The sequence below is a fragment of the Leeuwenhoekiella sp. LLG6367-2.1 genome, assembly GCF_045055775.1.
GTDB classification, from domain to species: Bacteria; Bacteroidota; Bacteroidia; order Flavobacteriales; family Flavobacteriaceae; genus Leeuwenhoekiella; species Leeuwenhoekiella aequorea.
Genome location: NZ_CP159331.1, coordinates 752,050 through 767,200, shown reverse-complemented (window position 1 = coordinate 767,200; position 15,151 = coordinate 752,050). Strand labels below are relative to the sequence as shown.

General features: G+C 37.1%; 28 protein-coding genes and 1 tRNA gene. 26 read left to right on the top strand and 3 right to left on the bottom strand.

The annotated features are described in order from the left end of the window. Nucleotides 1-210 precede the first annotated feature (210 nt). Nucleotides 211-1,140, bottom strand: coding sequence for a sugar phosphate isomerase/epimerase family protein (locus ABVM53_RS03570; protein ID WP_405329586.1), 930 nt, complete (start codon nucleotides 1,138-1,140; stop codon nucleotides 211-213). A gap of 147 nt (nucleotides 1,141-1,287) precedes the next feature. On the opposite strand from ABVM53_RS03570, the gene ABVM53_RS03565 reads away from it, so the two are divergent. Both ABVM53_RS03565 and ABVM53_RS03560 read left to right on the top strand, forming a co-directional pair. Further along, nucleotides 1,288-1,362: transfer RNA gene (locus ABVM53_RS03565), tRNA-Val, on the top strand. A 139-nt stretch (nucleotides 1,363-1,501) separates the two neighbouring features. Further along, nucleotides 1,502-2,713, top strand: a complete 1,212-nt coding sequence (locus ABVM53_RS03560; protein WP_405329583.1) for a phage integrase SAM-like domain-containing protein — start codon at nucleotides 1,502-1,504, stop codon at nucleotides 2,711-2,713. 78 nt (nucleotides 2,714-2,791) lie between these two features. On the opposite strand, the gene ABVM53_RS03555 is transcribed toward ABVM53_RS03560, so the two are convergent. Both ABVM53_RS03555 and ABVM53_RS03550 read right to left on the bottom strand, forming a co-directional pair. Next, nucleotides 2,792-3,259, bottom strand: a complete 468-nt coding sequence (locus ABVM53_RS03555; RefSeq protein ID WP_405329581.1) for a DUF4468 domain-containing protein — start codon at nucleotides 3,257-3,259, stop codon at nucleotides 2,792-2,794. Nucleotides 3,260-3,474: 215 nt separating this feature from the next. Then, entirely contained in the window at nucleotides 3,475-3,948 is a 474-nt protein-coding gene (locus ABVM53_RS03550; protein WP_405329578.1) for a hypothetical protein, read from the bottom strand. Nucleotides 3,949-4,090: 142 nt separating this feature from the next. Between ABVM53_RS03550 and ABVM53_RS03545 the strand changes: the two genes are divergently transcribed. The 24 genes from ABVM53_RS03545 (at nucleotide 4,091) to ABVM53_RS03430 (ending at nucleotide 15,142) form a co-directional block, all read left to right on the top strand. Next, nucleotides 4,091-4,399: a hypothetical protein gene (locus ABVM53_RS03545; protein ID WP_405329575.1), complete on the top strand. Its 309-nt coding sequence runs from the start codon at nucleotides 4,091-4,093 to the stop codon at nucleotides 4,397-4,399. 2 nt (nucleotides 4,400-4,401) lie between these two features. Continuing rightward, nucleotides 4,402-4,530, top strand: a complete 129-nt coding sequence (locus ABVM53_RS03540) for a hypothetical protein (protein ID WP_405329572.1) — start codon at nucleotides 4,402-4,404, stop codon at nucleotides 4,528-4,530. A gap of 3 nt (nucleotides 4,531-4,533) precedes the next feature. Next, nucleotides 4,534-4,758, top strand: a complete 225-nt coding sequence (locus ABVM53_RS03535; protein WP_405329569.1) for a hypothetical protein — start codon at nucleotides 4,534-4,536, stop codon at nucleotides 4,756-4,758. A gap of 2 nt (nucleotides 4,759-4,760) precedes the next feature. Next, nucleotides 4,761-4,985 (top strand): hypothetical protein, encoded by a 225-nt coding sequence (locus ABVM53_RS03530; RefSeq protein ID WP_405329566.1) that lies wholly within the window; start codon nucleotides 4,761-4,763, stop codon nucleotides 4,983-4,985. Between the two features lie 10 nt (nucleotides 4,986-4,995). After that, a complete protein-coding gene (locus ABVM53_RS03525) occupies nucleotides 4,996-5,211 on the top strand; it encodes a hypothetical protein (protein ID WP_405329564.1) in 216 nt (71 codons plus the stop codon). A 22-nt stretch (nucleotides 5,212-5,233) separates the two neighbouring features. Further along, nucleotides 5,234-5,572, top strand: a complete 339-nt coding sequence (locus tag ABVM53_RS03520; RefSeq protein WP_405329561.1) for a hypothetical protein — start codon at nucleotides 5,234-5,236, stop codon at nucleotides 5,570-5,572. Next, complete coding sequence (locus ABVM53_RS03515; RefSeq protein ID WP_405329558.1) at nucleotides 5,560-5,763, top strand: hypothetical protein; 204 nt, start codon at nucleotides 5,560-5,562, stop codon at nucleotides 5,761-5,763. The genes ABVM53_RS03520 and ABVM53_RS03515 overlap by 13 nt, the downstream gene beginning before the upstream one ends. Beyond that, nucleotides 5,763-6,098 carry a hypothetical protein gene (locus tag ABVM53_RS03510; protein ID WP_405329555.1) on the top strand — a complete coding sequence of 112 codons (336 nt, stop codon included), beginning with the start codon at nucleotides 5,763-5,765 and terminating at the stop codon, nucleotides 6,096-6,098. The genes ABVM53_RS03515 and ABVM53_RS03510 overlap by 1 nt, the downstream gene beginning before the upstream one ends. A gap of 6 nt (nucleotides 6,099-6,104) precedes the next feature. After that, nucleotides 6,105-6,365, top strand: a complete 261-nt coding sequence (locus tag ABVM53_RS03505; RefSeq protein WP_405329552.1) for a hypothetical protein — start codon at nucleotides 6,105-6,107, stop codon at nucleotides 6,363-6,365. Then, on the top strand, nucleotides 6,362-6,706 hold the full coding sequence (locus tag ABVM53_RS03500) for a hypothetical protein (RefSeq protein WP_405329549.1): 345 nt from the start codon (nucleotides 6,362-6,364) through the stop codon (nucleotides 6,704-6,706). Before ABVM53_RS03505 ends, ABVM53_RS03500 begins: the two co-directional genes overlap by 4 nt. 226 nt (nucleotides 6,707-6,932) lie before the next feature. Continuing rightward, a complete protein-coding gene (locus ABVM53_RS03495) occupies nucleotides 6,933-7,244 on the top strand; it encodes a hypothetical protein (RefSeq protein ID WP_405329546.1) in 312 nt (103 codons plus the stop codon). A 4-nt stretch (nucleotides 7,245-7,248) separates the two neighbouring features. Continuing rightward, nucleotides 7,249-7,539 (top strand): hypothetical protein, encoded by a 291-nt coding sequence (locus ABVM53_RS03490; RefSeq protein ID WP_405329544.1) that lies wholly within the window; start codon nucleotides 7,249-7,251, stop codon nucleotides 7,537-7,539. Nucleotides 7,540-7,543: 4 nt separating this feature from the next. Beyond that, nucleotides 7,544-8,527 carry a hypothetical protein gene (locus ABVM53_RS03485; RefSeq protein ID WP_405329541.1) on the top strand — a complete coding sequence of 328 codons (984 nt, stop codon included), beginning with the start codon at nucleotides 7,544-7,546 and terminating at the stop codon, nucleotides 8,525-8,527. Further along, nucleotides 8,515-9,321, top strand: coding sequence for an AAA family ATPase (locus ABVM53_RS03480; RefSeq protein ID WP_405329538.1), 807 nt, complete (start codon nucleotides 8,515-8,517; stop codon nucleotides 9,319-9,321). Before ABVM53_RS03485 ends, ABVM53_RS03480 begins: the two co-directional genes overlap by 13 nt. 7 nt (nucleotides 9,322-9,328) lie before the next feature. Further along, nucleotides 9,329-9,568 (top strand): hypothetical protein, encoded by a 240-nt coding sequence (locus ABVM53_RS03475; protein ID WP_405329535.1) that lies wholly within the window; start codon nucleotides 9,329-9,331, stop codon nucleotides 9,566-9,568. After that, nucleotides 9,558-9,881 (top strand): hypothetical protein, encoded by a 324-nt coding sequence (locus tag ABVM53_RS03470; protein WP_405329532.1) that lies wholly within the window; start codon nucleotides 9,558-9,560, stop codon nucleotides 9,879-9,881. Before ABVM53_RS03475 ends, ABVM53_RS03470 begins: the two co-directional genes overlap by 11 nt. 106 nt (nucleotides 9,882-9,987) lie before the next feature. Continuing rightward, nucleotides 9,988-10,449 (top strand): P27 family phage terminase small subunit, encoded by a 462-nt coding sequence (locus tag ABVM53_RS03465; protein WP_405329530.1) that lies wholly within the window; start codon nucleotides 9,988-9,990, stop codon nucleotides 10,447-10,449. 19 nt (nucleotides 10,450-10,468) lie between these two features. Beyond that, nucleotides 10,469-10,915: a hypothetical protein gene (locus tag ABVM53_RS03460; protein ID WP_405329527.1), complete on the top strand. Its 447-nt coding sequence runs from the start codon at nucleotides 10,469-10,471 to the stop codon at nucleotides 10,913-10,915. Then, on the top strand, nucleotides 10,908-11,633 hold the full coding sequence (locus ABVM53_RS03455) for a hypothetical protein (protein WP_405329524.1): 726 nt from the start codon (nucleotides 10,908-10,910) through the stop codon (nucleotides 11,631-11,633). Before ABVM53_RS03460 ends, ABVM53_RS03455 begins: the two co-directional genes overlap by 8 nt. A 46-nt stretch (nucleotides 11,634-11,679) precedes the next feature. After that, nucleotides 11,680-12,204 (top strand): hypothetical protein, encoded by a 525-nt coding sequence (locus ABVM53_RS03450; protein ID WP_405329522.1) that lies wholly within the window; start codon nucleotides 11,680-11,682, stop codon nucleotides 12,202-12,204. A gap of 2 nt (nucleotides 12,205-12,206) precedes the next feature. Continuing rightward, nucleotides 12,207-12,329: a hypothetical protein gene (locus ABVM53_RS03445; RefSeq protein WP_405329520.1), complete on the top strand. Its 123-nt coding sequence runs from the start codon at nucleotides 12,207-12,209 to the stop codon at nucleotides 12,327-12,329. 20 nt (nucleotides 12,330-12,349) lie between these two features. Continuing rightward, entirely contained in the window at nucleotides 12,350-12,613 is a 264-nt protein-coding gene (locus ABVM53_RS03440) for a hypothetical protein (RefSeq protein ID WP_405329517.1), read from the top strand. 5 nt (nucleotides 12,614-12,618) lie between these two features. Then, a complete protein-coding gene (locus ABVM53_RS03435) occupies nucleotides 12,619-14,340 on the top strand; it encodes a terminase large subunit (protein ID WP_405329514.1) in 1,722 nt (573 codons plus the stop codon). Next, on the top strand, nucleotides 14,321-15,142 hold the full coding sequence (locus tag ABVM53_RS03430) for a DNA adenine methylase (RefSeq protein WP_405329511.1): 822 nt from the start codon (nucleotides 14,321-14,323) through the stop codon (nucleotides 15,140-15,142). Before ABVM53_RS03435 ends, ABVM53_RS03430 begins: the two co-directional genes overlap by 20 nt. The last annotated feature ends 9 nt before the right edge of the window (nucleotides 15,143-15,151 follow it).

Genomic DNA, 15,151 nt, shown 5'->3' with positions numbered 1-15,151 from the left:
CTTTATTAGAATCAGAATTTAATTTTATGACGGTTGCAGCTGCAAAGCATTTATGTTCTATAGATTATTATTTAATTCTTAAATAATATTCACTTTAAAGACCTGATATATTGAAAAATGCTATGCTTTAAAATAACAGTCGGTTAAAAGTGCAAAAAGAAAAGGCTATCTAATTAGATAGCCTTTTTAAAATTGTAATACTATTTGGTTTTAATTAAAACCAATAGTCTCTAAACCTTGATGGCTTATTTTAATTGCTTCTAATGGAGTAGTATCAAACGTCTGATCTTGTTCTACAAAATAATACTGCATTCCAGATTTTTCTTTTTCGGCAAGAATACGTTTAAAGTCAATTGTTCCTTCACCTACAGGAGCAAATTTGCCTTCGTCATCCATATCCTTTACATGCCATAATTTAAACCTACCCGCATACTTTTCAAAATAGGCGACAGGATCTGCACCAGCTTTAGTTACCCAATATAGATCCATTTGAAAGTTAACATTTTTAGTGTCGGTGTTTTCAAGCAAGTAGTCTATAGGCACAATTCCGTTCTCATTTTTTTTAAATTCAAAGTCGTGATTGTGATACAACAATGTCAGTCCTGCAGCAGTACATTGTTCTCCAAGCGTGTTTAGAATAGTAGCCAGTTCTTCTACAGTTCCATCCATTCCCATAGTCATTGTCTCTTGATCAAAAGTAAACATACCCATAGGAGGTACCGGGATTACAAAATATTCAAAGCCGGCAGCTTTTACATCAGCAATCATTTGTGCTGCATTTTCTAGAGTAACAGATCCTTGATGCGTACTTACAGGTCTCAAATTAATATCTTCACAAAGTGATTTAAAATCTTGTGGCGTTAGATTGTAAAATTTACCATTTTCATATCCTGCTGCTTCAATATATGCATAGCCATCACTAGCAACTGTTTGCAATGTGTTTTCTGTATTTTCGGTCATTGCATCGCGTAGTGTATATAAGGCAAGACCGCCAAACTGATTTACTTCGGTTGAGTCTTGGATATTTTCATTTTCCGTCAAAGAATCTTTTTTCTTTTGATCTCCGCAAGAAAATAAGAGTAACGACACAAGTGCTATGCTTGCCAGTTTTAAATTAAGTTGAAAAGCCTGTATTCTCATAGGTATAGTTTTATTTATATTTTAAAATTAAGTTTTTATAATGAGCATAGCTTTGAAATAGTATTTTATTCATAGTTACGCTTAGTTTATGTAGATTAGCTCAATTATAAACACAGATTAAAATGCATTACTAGTTTTGTTTGTAATGGGATATTAACTCAGTTGGTTCAGAGTGTCACGTCGACAACGTGGAAGTCATTGGTTCGAATCCAATATATCCCACTTATTAAGTATTGCTTAAATAACCCTTGATATCAGTGATGTTAAGGGTTTTTTAGTTTTTAGTAGGTTTGTGAGATTGCCGTAAAAGTCTATATTTACGTATAAAATACGTATCTATTTTACGATAATTTTACGATTTATGGAGCTTAATATATTACTGTATCAAAACGATGGCAGCTCAAAAAAAGGGTTTCCGGTAAAGATCGTTTTATTTTCTAAGCGGCTAAAACGTAAAACTATTGGTCATTCTGAACTTAATGACTGGAATGAAGTACAGCAGCTTCCGCGGACATCGCACCCAGATTATGAGGATCTTACAACATCTATTCTACAGATGCGTGCTACTGCATTAAAAAGCGAATTCAAAAAACTAACCGACTTTAACCAGGCATTTGCAATGTTGCTGCACGAGAGTGTGAGTAGTGCTAGTGATGTATATACTTATTTTGATACAGTAATTGCGCGTATGCGGTCAATGGGGCGTGGTGGTACTGCAGATGCATATCATTCTACAAAAGTGCAATTCAAGGCTTTTAAACCTTTCTTAAGTTGGCAGGATGTTACTCCGCAATTTTTAGAAAGCTTTAAATATGAGAAGTTAAATACATTAAGCGATCGCACGGGGAAAAAACTAACAAATAAAACGGTGAAAGAATACGTGGCTTGTTTGCGTGCTTTGTATAATAAAGCATTAAAGGACCCGCAAGTACATCTGGTAAATACGTTTCCGTTTGAAGGAGTTACTAAGGATTTGTACACCCGCAGACGACGCAAAAAAAATAGGTATTTAGCTGTACAAACGGTTATGATGTTAGAAGGCTTGCAGGACCTTTCACCGCGTCAGCAGTTAACCGTGGATTTCTCACTACTGCAATATTATCTGGGAGGTGTTAACTTAATTGATTTGTACTACTTAAAGAAAGCCAATTTTTATAAAGACCGTTTGATGCTGGTGCGGAAAAAATTAGAACGCTATGAGGTAGAATTTGATGTTAAGGTTTTTGAGAAGGCGCGGAAAATTTTTGAAAAATATGCAGGTGTAGATCCTGTGTATTTATTTGATTTTAGTAAAGAGCCAAATGATTACAAAACCTTTAGAACAGTACATTATAAAACCTTGCAGCGTTTAAAAAAGAATCTAAATATCACCTTGTTGCCTCTTGATCAAAACTGGGGTACAAGTGTTATGCGCCACACATTTGCTACACACGCCAAATTCGCAAAAATAGATGAAGATATTATACGAGAATTAATGGGCCACGAGCGTGACGATATTGATACGGTTTATAAGGATAAATATCCGGAGGCTGTGCGTGATGCGGCACACCGCAAAGTTATTTATTTCGAGTAATAATTCAAGGTGTCGAATTCAAGACCTTTTTCCCAGCGTCAGGAAAAAGGTTCTAAGAAATAAGCCGCGCGGAAAATTTTAAAAATCATCTACTTCAGTATTCATATAGTTTTCAAAACTGTCAATAAGATCTAATACAACCTTACGTGCTTTTGCTTCTGTAAACTCGTAATCTGGTGCCAAGCTACTTCCTACTGCGGTGTAATTGTCTGGACTTATAGTAATACGTGTCGCACCATCTTTCACCTGTATTTTTACGATTGCAAATATTGCACCATCTACAATCTGGTATGCGCTTGAATAGCTGCCATCATACATTAAATATTTACCTGTAACGATACCGGCTTCTTTGTCTGAAAATTGAATGACTGACTTTGCGTCTCTAAAATTCTCAACCATCCAGTTGTTTGCCTTCACGTATAAATCTGCTGAAGATCCTGCGGCAGGTACATCACGTGAAATAGGTTCTATGCTTACCGGGGTTTTTGTTACTCCGCAGCTGTAAATTGTAAGGCTAATTAAAAAAAGTGTAATTATTTTTTTCATAAACTACTTAATAAGTGATGGTTAAAAATTGCTAAATTTTAAATTACAGAAATCTGTAAAACGATTGATTTTAACAAGTATAAATTAGGAATCCCCTTATAACTTTATACGTGATTTCAATGAAAAATAATTTAGAGGGGCTTAAGGATTTATTAGTGTACTGCCAAAATCGTGACAATTATACGAAAAAAGAGCGTAAGCAATTACGTGAAAATCTAAGAGTTGCGAGCAGCAAGACTCTTGTTAACCGTTCTTGAAAGATCGTTTATTCCCATATCTACGCTCTTTAAGCGTTTTCTTAGGCCGCTGGTCTCATCTCGTATTTCGTCTGTATTAAGGAGAATCATTTCTATGGCTTTGCTCATAAGATTTTGATTTCCTTCTAAAACATTACGCAAACCGGTGATTGCGGCTATAACTGTCTTAGCTTCATAGGAGCTTTGATCTTCGTTAAATTGAGGCTCTGTAAAGTTGGGATGACCTACAACATATTTACCTACAATTCGAGTTTCTACAAATTCTAATAGCTTGTTTATAGAATTGTTATGCGGGTTTTTTGAAGTTCCATCAAGAATTCTAGCGATTCCAGATTCAGTCATACCTGTAGCTTTAGCCATTTCATAGGCTGTAATGCCGTGTTTTTCAGATTCTTCTCTGATTAAATTGATTTTTTCTTCTTTACGTAACATAATGATTTACTGTATTTTACAATATTAATACTGTTAAAATCCGCAAAATATAGTATAGTATGCTATATTATACCATACAAATACTGTATTTTTGGAAAACCATTGACACACAAAAGGGAATTACAAACCCCGTGCCAAAAAAATGGAAATCCAAAAAAGTAAAGGTATGAATAAAACAGATGCTTGTAAAACTAATAAACCAATCTGCATCACTCCGGCCAACTTTAAGCTAGAGAGTATCACCCGCGTTGTTGCGGTTATTAATGGATTTGCAACACGGGGTTTTGATACCCGCGAGAAGTTTGTGAACATCGTTCAGGAACTGCTACCGGGAAAATATGACGGTGTTGATGGTATTAAAAAACTTTGGAATTATTACGGCTATCGCCATAAAGACGATACGATGAGTGATGATTTTGAAGCCTTACTAGAGAAACTCAAATCTGAATAATTATGAATTACATCGACTACAAAGAATTAGTAAAAGCTGAACGTGCAGAAGCTAAACACGAAGGTTTTATGTGGGGTTTTGTCGCCACGTTTTGTCTAGGCTTAGCTGCATTTGCATACTTAATACAATAAGCTATGGCATTAGATCTAGATGAATGCCGCGCACGTGTATATGCTATTAATACCAGCCTACGTCAAATAGGTTTAAGCTGGGAAGAAATAGAGACTTTCTGGGCAGAATGTTTCGCAGAGGCAAAAGCAGGAAAAGGAATAAAACCTGCCGCGCAAAATTTTGGAAAAACACCAGGTACTAAAGCTTTGAGCTCTGGTGAAGTATATATCAATTCTAAAAATCAATAATTATGAATGCAGTTCCATTTGAAGAAAGGCTTGTAGAGAAGTCAGAAAAGTTGTGTAATAATCGTCGTGAGAGACGTCGTACCAAATTTCGTCCTTTTCGAAATCGTAAAAATTACCCTACGATTATAACTCAAATAGGTCCTTTTGCCTTTTACAAATCTCATCCTAGAAAGCAGGTTATTGATTGTGGTAATGGGAAATTCAAAACAATTATTCATACAGTTTAATTCTCAACCTATGTTTTTTACTGAACACAATGTGAATTTAGAGAAGCGTATAGCTGAAGAAAAAACGACTTTGTTTTTAGGCGCTACACCTAACTATCACACGAAAGCTGCTGCTTATGCAAATAAAACCTGCAGTTACACCTATCCTGTTTTTGCATATCAGCGTGATGAGAATAAATCACGAACTACTCGCTTTGTGCAGGTGGGTTTAGCGGTGCCAAAGTAGTACTAATATTAATCATTAACCTATGTCTTCAACTGCTCAAATACTCGATGCATTCTTTGACCGCCTTAAGGCTGAAAATATGGTCATTGTACATCGTGATTTGGTTACCGGTAGCCATAAGCAAGAGGTGAGGCTTAAACAAAAGCGTTACCTCAAAAATGCTTCGCTTACTTGTAAACAAATTGCAGAAGCTGAGTTGTGGGGTGATATAGGAGAGCACCGTGTGCGTAATCTTATTAAGCAGCATTGTAAAGCTGGTGAAATCCTTGAGGTAGAACGCGGGAAAACTAAAATAACAAAAGTGATACGTGCCGGTGTAGAGCGCGTAGCACGTATAAGATCTGTAGTATGGCAGGATTGAATTGTAGAGTAGGACGTAAAGTGGATGCAGCAAAATATAAAGCGCTTATAGTAGCTGTTAAAATAGCTGAGGAAGTAGTTAATGATTCGCGGCATCTCACGGGTGTTAAAACCTGCTTAGGAAAAATGCACTGTAATCTGGATGCTACCAGTTTTGGTGATGAATGTAAAACGTGTAAAACTATACAGTAATGGGAAAAATATACCTACACCCGCAGTACAATAAATTCAGAAGGTTTCTTGCAGTTTTTGCGGGCCTTAATGACTTGAGTGAAGCAGACCTATTTGTTTATGAAAATAGTGGTTATAAGACGGTTGCTTGTTATGCTGCACGTAAATACTTTGATTTTACAGATGCACAATTATCAGAGTTTTTCCAGATATACATAAAGTTCTTAAACGAGCAATTAGAAGCTTTTGCGGTACAGATTTTAGTAGATCCTGTGCTCAAAGAAGGCTACGAGTGGGCGTGGAAAATGCATAACCAATTAGAATTAACCTACTCCAGTTATGGGGTTGAAAAATAGATGAATATGGCTTTAGAAAGAAGTTTTAAAGGTGTGTTTGTACCGCTTTCATTTTGGGAGCGTAAAGATCTGTTTTGGAATGATAAAATTTTCCTAATAGAAGCAGATTCACGCTATGGATTAAATGAAAAGTTTTGGGCTGCTGATGTTATTGAAGCTTTAGACTTTAATGAGCGTAATAATACCTTACTAATGCGATTATCTGAGCTCGGCTTTGTTAAGCTTTATGGATCTGGAGAAGTTGAATTAATAAAATCTTTAAAATGACCTATCAGTTTGATGTGGAATTAGCTAAAGAATACGGTGTAGAAAATGCCGTAATGCTTCAAAATATACACTTCTGGTGCCGTAAAAATGCAGCCAATAAGCGTAACTATTTTGAGGGGTATTTCTGGACGTATAACTCTCAGGAAGCGTTTGCGAAATTGTTTGATTTCTGGAGTAGAAAACAGGTGATGCGTGTGCTTAAAAACTGTCAAAAATTAGGTGCTTTAAAGGTTTCAAATTTTAATGAAAAGTCAAATAATCGCACACATTGGTACGCTGTAACAGAATCTGTTGAATATTTCTTAGGTCCCGTGTCTACTCATTGTCCCGAATGGGACTAACATATATAATGATACAGATAATAAACCATATATACATCAACACCCTTCTTTAGGCAAAAAAATTTATGAAGCTACAGAAGCAATAAATATCTTAAAATCTGGAGTAACAAATATTGAATCTGCCGCGCGTAAAAACAAACTTAAGATTGAAGTTGTTCAAGCTCAAATAGAAGTTTTTGTAACTGAGCAAATAGGTATAGAAAAAAGCTGGGACAATCGCCGTGACTTGTTAAGTCATTTTTTATACTGGATAGGAAAACAGGATCTCACTAATGAAAATATTGGCGAAAGTGTTACCTGGTTTATTTCAAAATTTAATGAAGTAAGCGGTCGTGGTTATGTTGCCACAGATGAGATTAAAAAGCTTTTTGCAATTCAGTTAAAAAACGGCTTTAGTGGCAGCCAGATGGTGCAGGCTGTACGCAATTTATATCACCACAATAACGACTGGCACCGCAAAAACAACTACGAGTTTGCAACGCCAGACTTTCTGCTAAAAGCTGAAAATCTAAACAAATTTTTAAACGCAAAATATTAAGGGTATGATTTCAATTAAACTAAATCCGTTAGAAAAGAGAAAAGGAAGTATAACTATTTCTCAGAAGTTTTTGTTTGAGTCTGGGGAAGCTGCTTTAAAGCAAGTTTTCTCAAACTTCTTTCCTATTGCTGTTGAATCAAGCCATAAATATAACTTTTATGATAGTGTAAAATATTTAGGGTTTAGCCCGCATTTTGAAATAGTTGAAAATGGTTGTATTACGCCTGAATATGAAATGAAATTACATACTGAAAATGATGGTACTGTAGTATTTGTTTCAATGGAAAAACTATAATTAAATGCCTTACTCAGATATCATAGCGGCAAAAAAAGAACTCAGCTTTATGGCAGATGGTTTAGCGTACTTCAAAAACGAAGAACGCAAGCTAGAGCGTATTGCGATGATTAATTGTTTTATACGGTTAGTCAATGCAGGTGAGTGCATTTATAATTCTGCTAAGACTTTTGAGCAAATAGATAGTTTGATTCTGCAGGAGTTTACAACGGTGTATGCGATGCGTGTAAAAGCGGCTAAAGTTTGCCAGATAGATGCGCTAGAGTTAATACGCAATGAGATAGGATTGTATTTGAGCTTCGGGTCTAAGGCGGCACTTGATCAGTGTGCATTTGAGTTGGCTCTTGGGTTTTTAGGTGACTATTCAGATCTGTCTGAGGAGCGTTTGAATGTAGATATTTCTAAAGATCTAGTAATGTCTGGCTTATTGAATTCTGCTCAAGAACAATTTAAACCGGCTGTAGTTGATGCTGTACGTTCAATCGCTTCACGTTGCAAATTATTGCCCTATGCAGATCTTAACCAGGCAAAGAAATACCGTGAAGATCTGGTGCAGCAATACAATGCGCTTCCGAAGGATAAAAAAGGCAATAAAGCAAACACTATAAATGTGTTAACCAATCTAATCAATACGGTTGAGAAAGATACTAAACGCAGTCTGCTTGCAGATATGGTGTGTTGTTTAATACTGCACCAGATGTTGTGTGTGTTTGAATATCACAAAGGAGAATGGACTTTAGAAATGATTGCTTCACAAGTAACATTTGTTAAGGATGCAGATCTGGATGTTCACATAGCAGCTGCGGGTGAAGTTATCGCTAATGATGTGTTTGCATATGCTGAAAAGAAAAATGCAGATGGCAGCCTAGAGGCATTGACGGATGTGATTAAGGCTAAGAAATTCACAGAATGTAAAACTCATTATATCACCCAGATGCATAGTGTACTTGGGTATTTACAAGAAAGTTACGGTTTATGGAAGAGTTAGTAGCACTAGATAAACCGATAGAAGCGATAGTAGAAGGTGTAGCCTTTGAGTGCGATCGTATTCGTGCTAGTGATAAGATCGAGAAAGAACCAGCGGTATTACTTATCGATGGGATTGCAAAGCTCACAAAGGGTAACATTAGTGCCGTAGAAGGTATAGCAAAATCTAAAAAGACATTTGGTTTAACGCTAATGATGTCTTGCATTGCTAGAGGTGAAAGTGTAGTGCCTAAGTTCTTACCGGTGGGATCTGGTAAGTTGGCTTGGATAGATACAGAGCAATCAAAGTCTGATGCGCACAAGGTAGTGAAGCGTATTGAGTATATGGCTGGTGGTGATGAGGGTCTGTTGTTCTTTGGTATGAAGCAGTATGCAGCTAAAGAGCGATTAAGTAAAACCGAGGCAATGCTTGAGAAGTATGGCAGTGAGATAGATGTTTTAGTCATTGATGGTATTAGAGACTTTGTGCGGGATTTTAATAACCCTATTGAAAGTAGTGATATGGTTGCGCTGCTTATGAAGTGGACGGTTGACTATGATATGCACATCTGTGTGGTCCTTCACGCTAATAAAAGTGACGGGAATATGCGAGGCCATTTAGGTACTGAGTTAGAGAATAAATCTGAGACTGTATTTAAGATTGCTAAGTGTGAGAATATGAAAGATACAAGTGAGGTGTCAGAGAAGTTTGGGCGTGGTAAAAACATTGAGCCGTTTATGTTCACGATCAATGATAGAGGTATGCCAGAGTTGATTGAAGGTGATGGTATAGATACAGATGACGCACCATATTAAAATGATTATGAAACTAAGGGCTTCACATATTGACATTAATAAAGCGATTGCATTGTGTACTCGTAACGGTATCAGTGTGACCAGTGTTCAAGTTGGTAAGAAGTTCTCAGTTAAAGTTGATGACAATGGTAGAGAGGTAACATACGATCAAACGGTTTACGCGCACCAGATTAACTCAGCGATTAAAAAGACTTGGAGATACTATGCAGCAAAGCTGCTTAATAAACAAACAGAAGATGCCAGTTAAACCTAACAAAGTAGAACGATCATACAAGCCTGCAACAGTTGCATTTGCACGACCACGTGACCTAAGTTGGTTTTACAATGCGCGCAAGTGGCGCAAGACTGCAAAAACATTTAAGGAGTTAAACCCTTTTTGTTATGAGTGTATGGCAGAAGACCGTGCAGGACTTCCAGAAGTAACAGATCACATCAAAGGTCTGGGTTATTTACTAGATAGCAACCGTGATGCATATGCTAATAAAGAATTACAGAACCTGTGCCACGCTCATCACAATAGTAAATCAGGTAGAGAAAGCCACAGAAATAAAATTAAATAAGGGTAGGGGTAAAAATCACTATCACACGAACACGCTGTACAACGCCCTTCAGCAAAGTTTTTACTCACAAGAATAAATTAAGGGGGGGGTATCAAATACAAGAGTTATGAAAAATCAAGGTGTACTATCAATCGCTCACAAAGGTAAGGCCACAGATAAATTACAAAAGCTGCCGAAGCCTCCAGTTTATTTAACTGACGAAGGTAAATCTCATTTTAAAAAATGGGGTCAACTTTTAATAAAACACAATTTACTCAAAGCTCAACATTTAGCAGCTCTTGAAATTCTCGCAAATGCAATGGGTGAATTTGAATGGTCGCTACGCGAGATAAAGCGCAAAAATGAAAAGCAGATGGGGGACGGTTACATCCAAACTTTTCAAAGTGGTGCGAGCCAGGTATCTGCTGAGATCACCCTAAAGGAAAAAGCCGAAAAGAAAATAATGCAATGCCTTAAACAATTTGGTATGGACCCGCGTAGCGAGAAGGAACTCGCAGCAGAAGACAACAGCGGCCAGTTATCAATGCTTGAAGCATTTGAGCAAAAACTTAATTCACACACATCGTAATATCTAAAACTCAATAATTATGTCACAATTCAAAATCGGGGAACATTATGACCCCACATTTAAAAAACTAGATGCCCTAGAAATTCAGCAAAACCTTGAAGGTATCTGTTATGAGATTAAAGAAGAAGCCTACACTAAGCAACTCACAGATGCAGACCTCGCTGAACGCAAAACAGATCTTGCAGAAGTAAGCATCGAGATTTCAGAGCTGGAGTACGAGAAGAAACAAATTAATCAGGAATTGCGCGCAAAGATCAAAACGCCAAAGGCTGTACGTGCAGAATTACTCGAAGCAATTAAACACCGTAGTGAGCACCGCAAGGGAAAACTGTTTCTGGTTGATGAACCTGAAAGCAGTATGATGTACTACTTCGATAGTGAAGGTATTTGTGTACACGCTAGACCTATGAAACCATCAGAAAAACAAATCAAAATAAGAACCTTAAAAAACGCAAGCAATGAGTAATGAGAAAATTGTAACACAAGTATTATCTGATAAACCAGATACTAAAGAAATTATCATCCGTACTGGTGATGCTGAAAAAATACTGCACGCAGGACCTTTGACTATAAACGGTAATATAGACGCACCTGCACGATTTTTAGAAGTACGCAGTGATGTAACAGACCGTTTGGAATCACATTGTCTGGTTTCTAAATCTGACGGAACCATTAAACTCATCAACAATGAAGGTTGGGAAAATGACCGCCAGACAATCACCGGTAAAATAGAAACTGGTAAACTTTATAAAGATTTAGGCATCAATGATTCTTCTAAATCCTACGGACCTAAAGAACTTTCAAAACGTTTTAAACTGTTGCGCGCGATATTTCCAGAGCGTGCAGATCACGCAAATGTAGTAGCTACGCTTAATAATTTTCAAGCAAAAGTTAACAGCGAGCTAAAAGATACAGACGATCGTCGCGGTAATAAAACCTTAGAATTTCAGCAGGCCGTAGAATCTAATGTGCCTAATGCATTCACTATAAATATTCCTTTAGTAGAAGGTGAAAATCCTACACCTATACTGGTAGATATAATTATAGAAGCGAGTAGCAGTTTAGATGTACGTTGTTTTTTAGAATCTGCAGACGCGGCCGAAAATATTGACAAGGTTCGAGAAGAACGAGTGATGCAGGAAGTAGAAAAACTTCAAGAGTTTACAACTGTAATTTTTATCTAATTCAAAAGGGTTGCGCCCCTTCAACCCTTTTTTAAATAACTCAATTATGAAAACAACGATATCAAAAAAAACGATTGAACTCTACAAAATAAGAGGTGAGCACGGTATTTACGCAGATATTTCTATTGATGATTCAGGCAACAATGCTGGCCGTATTCAGATAGCTTCAGATTATGGCTCTTGGGAAAATTATTGGGGCGCTTGTGCTACTTCATTCAAGCAGTTTCTAATTGGATTAGACATTCATTACACCGCAGGTAAATTTGGAGCAGATAGATGGTTTGATTTGGATGCGACAATAGAATCATTAAAAGATCAAATCAAGGATTATACTCGAGATAAATTAGAGTTGAGAGAGCTTAATTCAGAATTATCAAGCCTTAAAAACTGTTCATGTAAAGAAGAATTTATTGCTGTAATGCAAGGATGCGAAAGTCTTATGGATATGACTAATCATTGTCCGGATTTATGCACTGACATATCCCCTGCATTTAAAAGCTTTTGGTTAAATCTATGGCCCGCTTTTATCAACGAACTCAAATCTGAGGCTTTAAAACCCGCAAACTTTTAACTATGGAAGCCTTTTTCAAAACCTTAGAAGCACATCCCGGTGCGGCATTATTTACCGCCTTAGTAATACTAGCTATCGTGCAAATCATTCGATTTAAAATAGAGCAGGCCCCAGAAGATTATTAACCAATTATATCAACTCAATTATGTATAAATCGCAAAAAGCAGTAATAGCAGAACTCAGAGAGTTATTTGAAATAGATGACAATATCAAAAACGGATCAACAGAATCTAATGGTAGATTTTGCATCAATAAAAAACAAATGCAAAGAGATGAAGTAATTGTCAAGCTCCAGAATTACTTCAAGGGTGTTGGTGTTCAGGACGGTTATGTAAAAGTAAGTCCTATCACTTTTATTATTACCTCTTTTGAAGTCTGCCACGGGAAACCTACAACAGTAAATAGCTAAATCTTATGCAACCCACACAAAAACAAATCGCGTCAGTACCCTTTAAGTATGCTTTAGGTGTGCAATCTGGTGAGATCATCACCGGACTGCGTATCAAGCAAGCTGTGGCGCGCTTTTTTCAGTGGGTAGAAACTGCAGAAGCAGACGGCTATTATTTAGACCACGAGGCAGGGATGCGTATCATTAACTTCTTTCCTGCCGCATTAAAACACACTAAAGGTAAAGTAGCCGGTCAGCCGTTTGTATTAGCACCTTTTCAGCAGTTTACAATGTATAATCTATTTGCGTGGAAATCTGTTGAAACGGGTTATCGTCGTATCAATACCGTGTATGATAAGCGTGCAAAAAAGAACGGAAAGTCCGCAGAAATGGCGGGTCTTGCACTGGCGGTAATGATGATAGACGGTGAGAGTAGTGCAGAAGTATATGTTGGCGCGACAAAAGAAGATCAGGCAAAAATATGCTGGGATGCAGCAGCAGATTTTATAATGCACCCGCAGCATAAAAGTGACTATTTAGAACCCTTTGGTTTCCGTAAGCTGCAAAAAGAAATCCAGTTCACTACAAATGGTTCTAAAATGCGGCCGCTAGGTGGTGACAGTAAAACGCAGGATGGTATCAACTCTCATCTAAGTATTATAGATGAGTATCACGCCCACAAAGATGACGGTGTAAAAGAAAACTTAGAAAGCTCATCGGTGCAACGTTCGCAGCCTATTACATATCACATTACAACAGCCGGAGTGTACACATCTGGAGTTTGTAAGCAATATGAAGACACGTGTATAGAAATTTTAGAGGGTAAAAAGCACGATGACAACCTGTGGATAATGATTCACGATCTGGATAAAGGTGATAATTGGGAAGATTCAACAAACTGGTTTAAGGCAAACCCACTTTTGGGTCAGGGATTGTCGCTTAATAGTATCGAAAAAGAGTACATTAAAGCAAAAAACCAACCGTCAAAGGCTCCTAATTTTAAAACAAAACACCTCAATATGTGGGTAGATGCGCCAGAGATCTGGATATCTACAGATATATGGGATAAAGGTATAGTAGAGGAGATTCCTGCTGGCATATTTAAAGAGTTAGGCTGTTATGCAGGTGGTGACCTTAGTACCACTACAGATATTACAGCTTATGTGAATTTGAGTGAGCCTAACGTTAACGGCTTTAGATATTTAAAACTGTGGGCGTTTTGCCCTAAAGAAACCATTAAAAGACGCTCCCGTGAAGATAAAGTACCCTACGAAAGCTGGGTGCAGCAGGGTTGGCTCATTGCTACCGAGGGTAATACGGTTGACTATAAAGAGTACCGTGCAAAAATTGAAGAAACCTACCATACAAATGGTGTGGTGCGCATAGAATTTGACCAGTGGAACGCTGCCGAAATGGTAAATATGTTGATGGAGCAGCACTATAATGTGTCGTATTTCAGTCAGGGAATTGCCAATATGAGCGGACCAACAAAAGAATTTGAACGCCTGGTGATGGAAGGTAAGATTCTGCACGAAGACAACCCGCTTTTACGATGGATGCTAAGCGGCACAATCGTAGTGCGTGACCCTAACGAAAATGTAAAGCCACACAAAGGTAAATCTATAGGTCACGGCTATCGTATCGATGGGATTGTCGCCACTATTATGGCGTTAGGTGGTTCTATGAGCGTAGAGAAAAAAACAAACGTAGGCAAATACACAAACCCCGATGCCGAAGTATATATCTAATCAACTCAACTTAATAATTATGATATTAACCAGACTTGGAAATAAAAGGAAAATGAAAGATCTGCTCCGCGATAACTTTCCAAAACACCGTATGCGAATTGAGCTTTTTTTTGGTGCAGGCGGTAGCTTTTTTTATTTGGAAAAACCAAAATTTTCTATTCTTAATGATTATGATAGTGATGTTTATAATTTGTATTTACAAGTGCTTAATAATTTTGAAAAATTGAAAAAAGCGATCGAGCTATTACCTGTGTCTGAAGACTTGATCAATTACTGGCGTAAAAATTTAGAATCAGATCCATTAAAAAAAGCAATTCGTTTTCTGTTGCTTTCAAACTTCACCTACTTAGGTAAAGGAGATACAATTAGATTGGGTATTAATCACGATAAAAGAAACTTGATCAATCGGCTAGAGCCTACGCTGCAATTTCTATCAGATAGTAAAATTACAAACTGTGACTTTAGAGAAGTGCTTCCTAAAATATCCTTTCAAGAAAAGGTAACCCCAAAATCTGATTGTTTTGTTTATATGGATCCAGTTTATTTAGGTACTGAGCATTATTACAAAGTGCCAAAGTGGTCTGTAAATGATACTGAAGATTGCTTCAGAATAATGCAGGACTGCGGAATAAATACTGCTATGTCAGAATTTAATCACGAATGTGTACTTGATTTTGCTTCAGATTACAATATGAATGTTATCTATTTAAAAGATCGTCAAAATATTAAAAATACCCGTACAGAGATCTTGATCACTAATTATCAAAAGCCTCAAAGCGGTTTTTTTGATATGGCTGTTTAATTAATAACT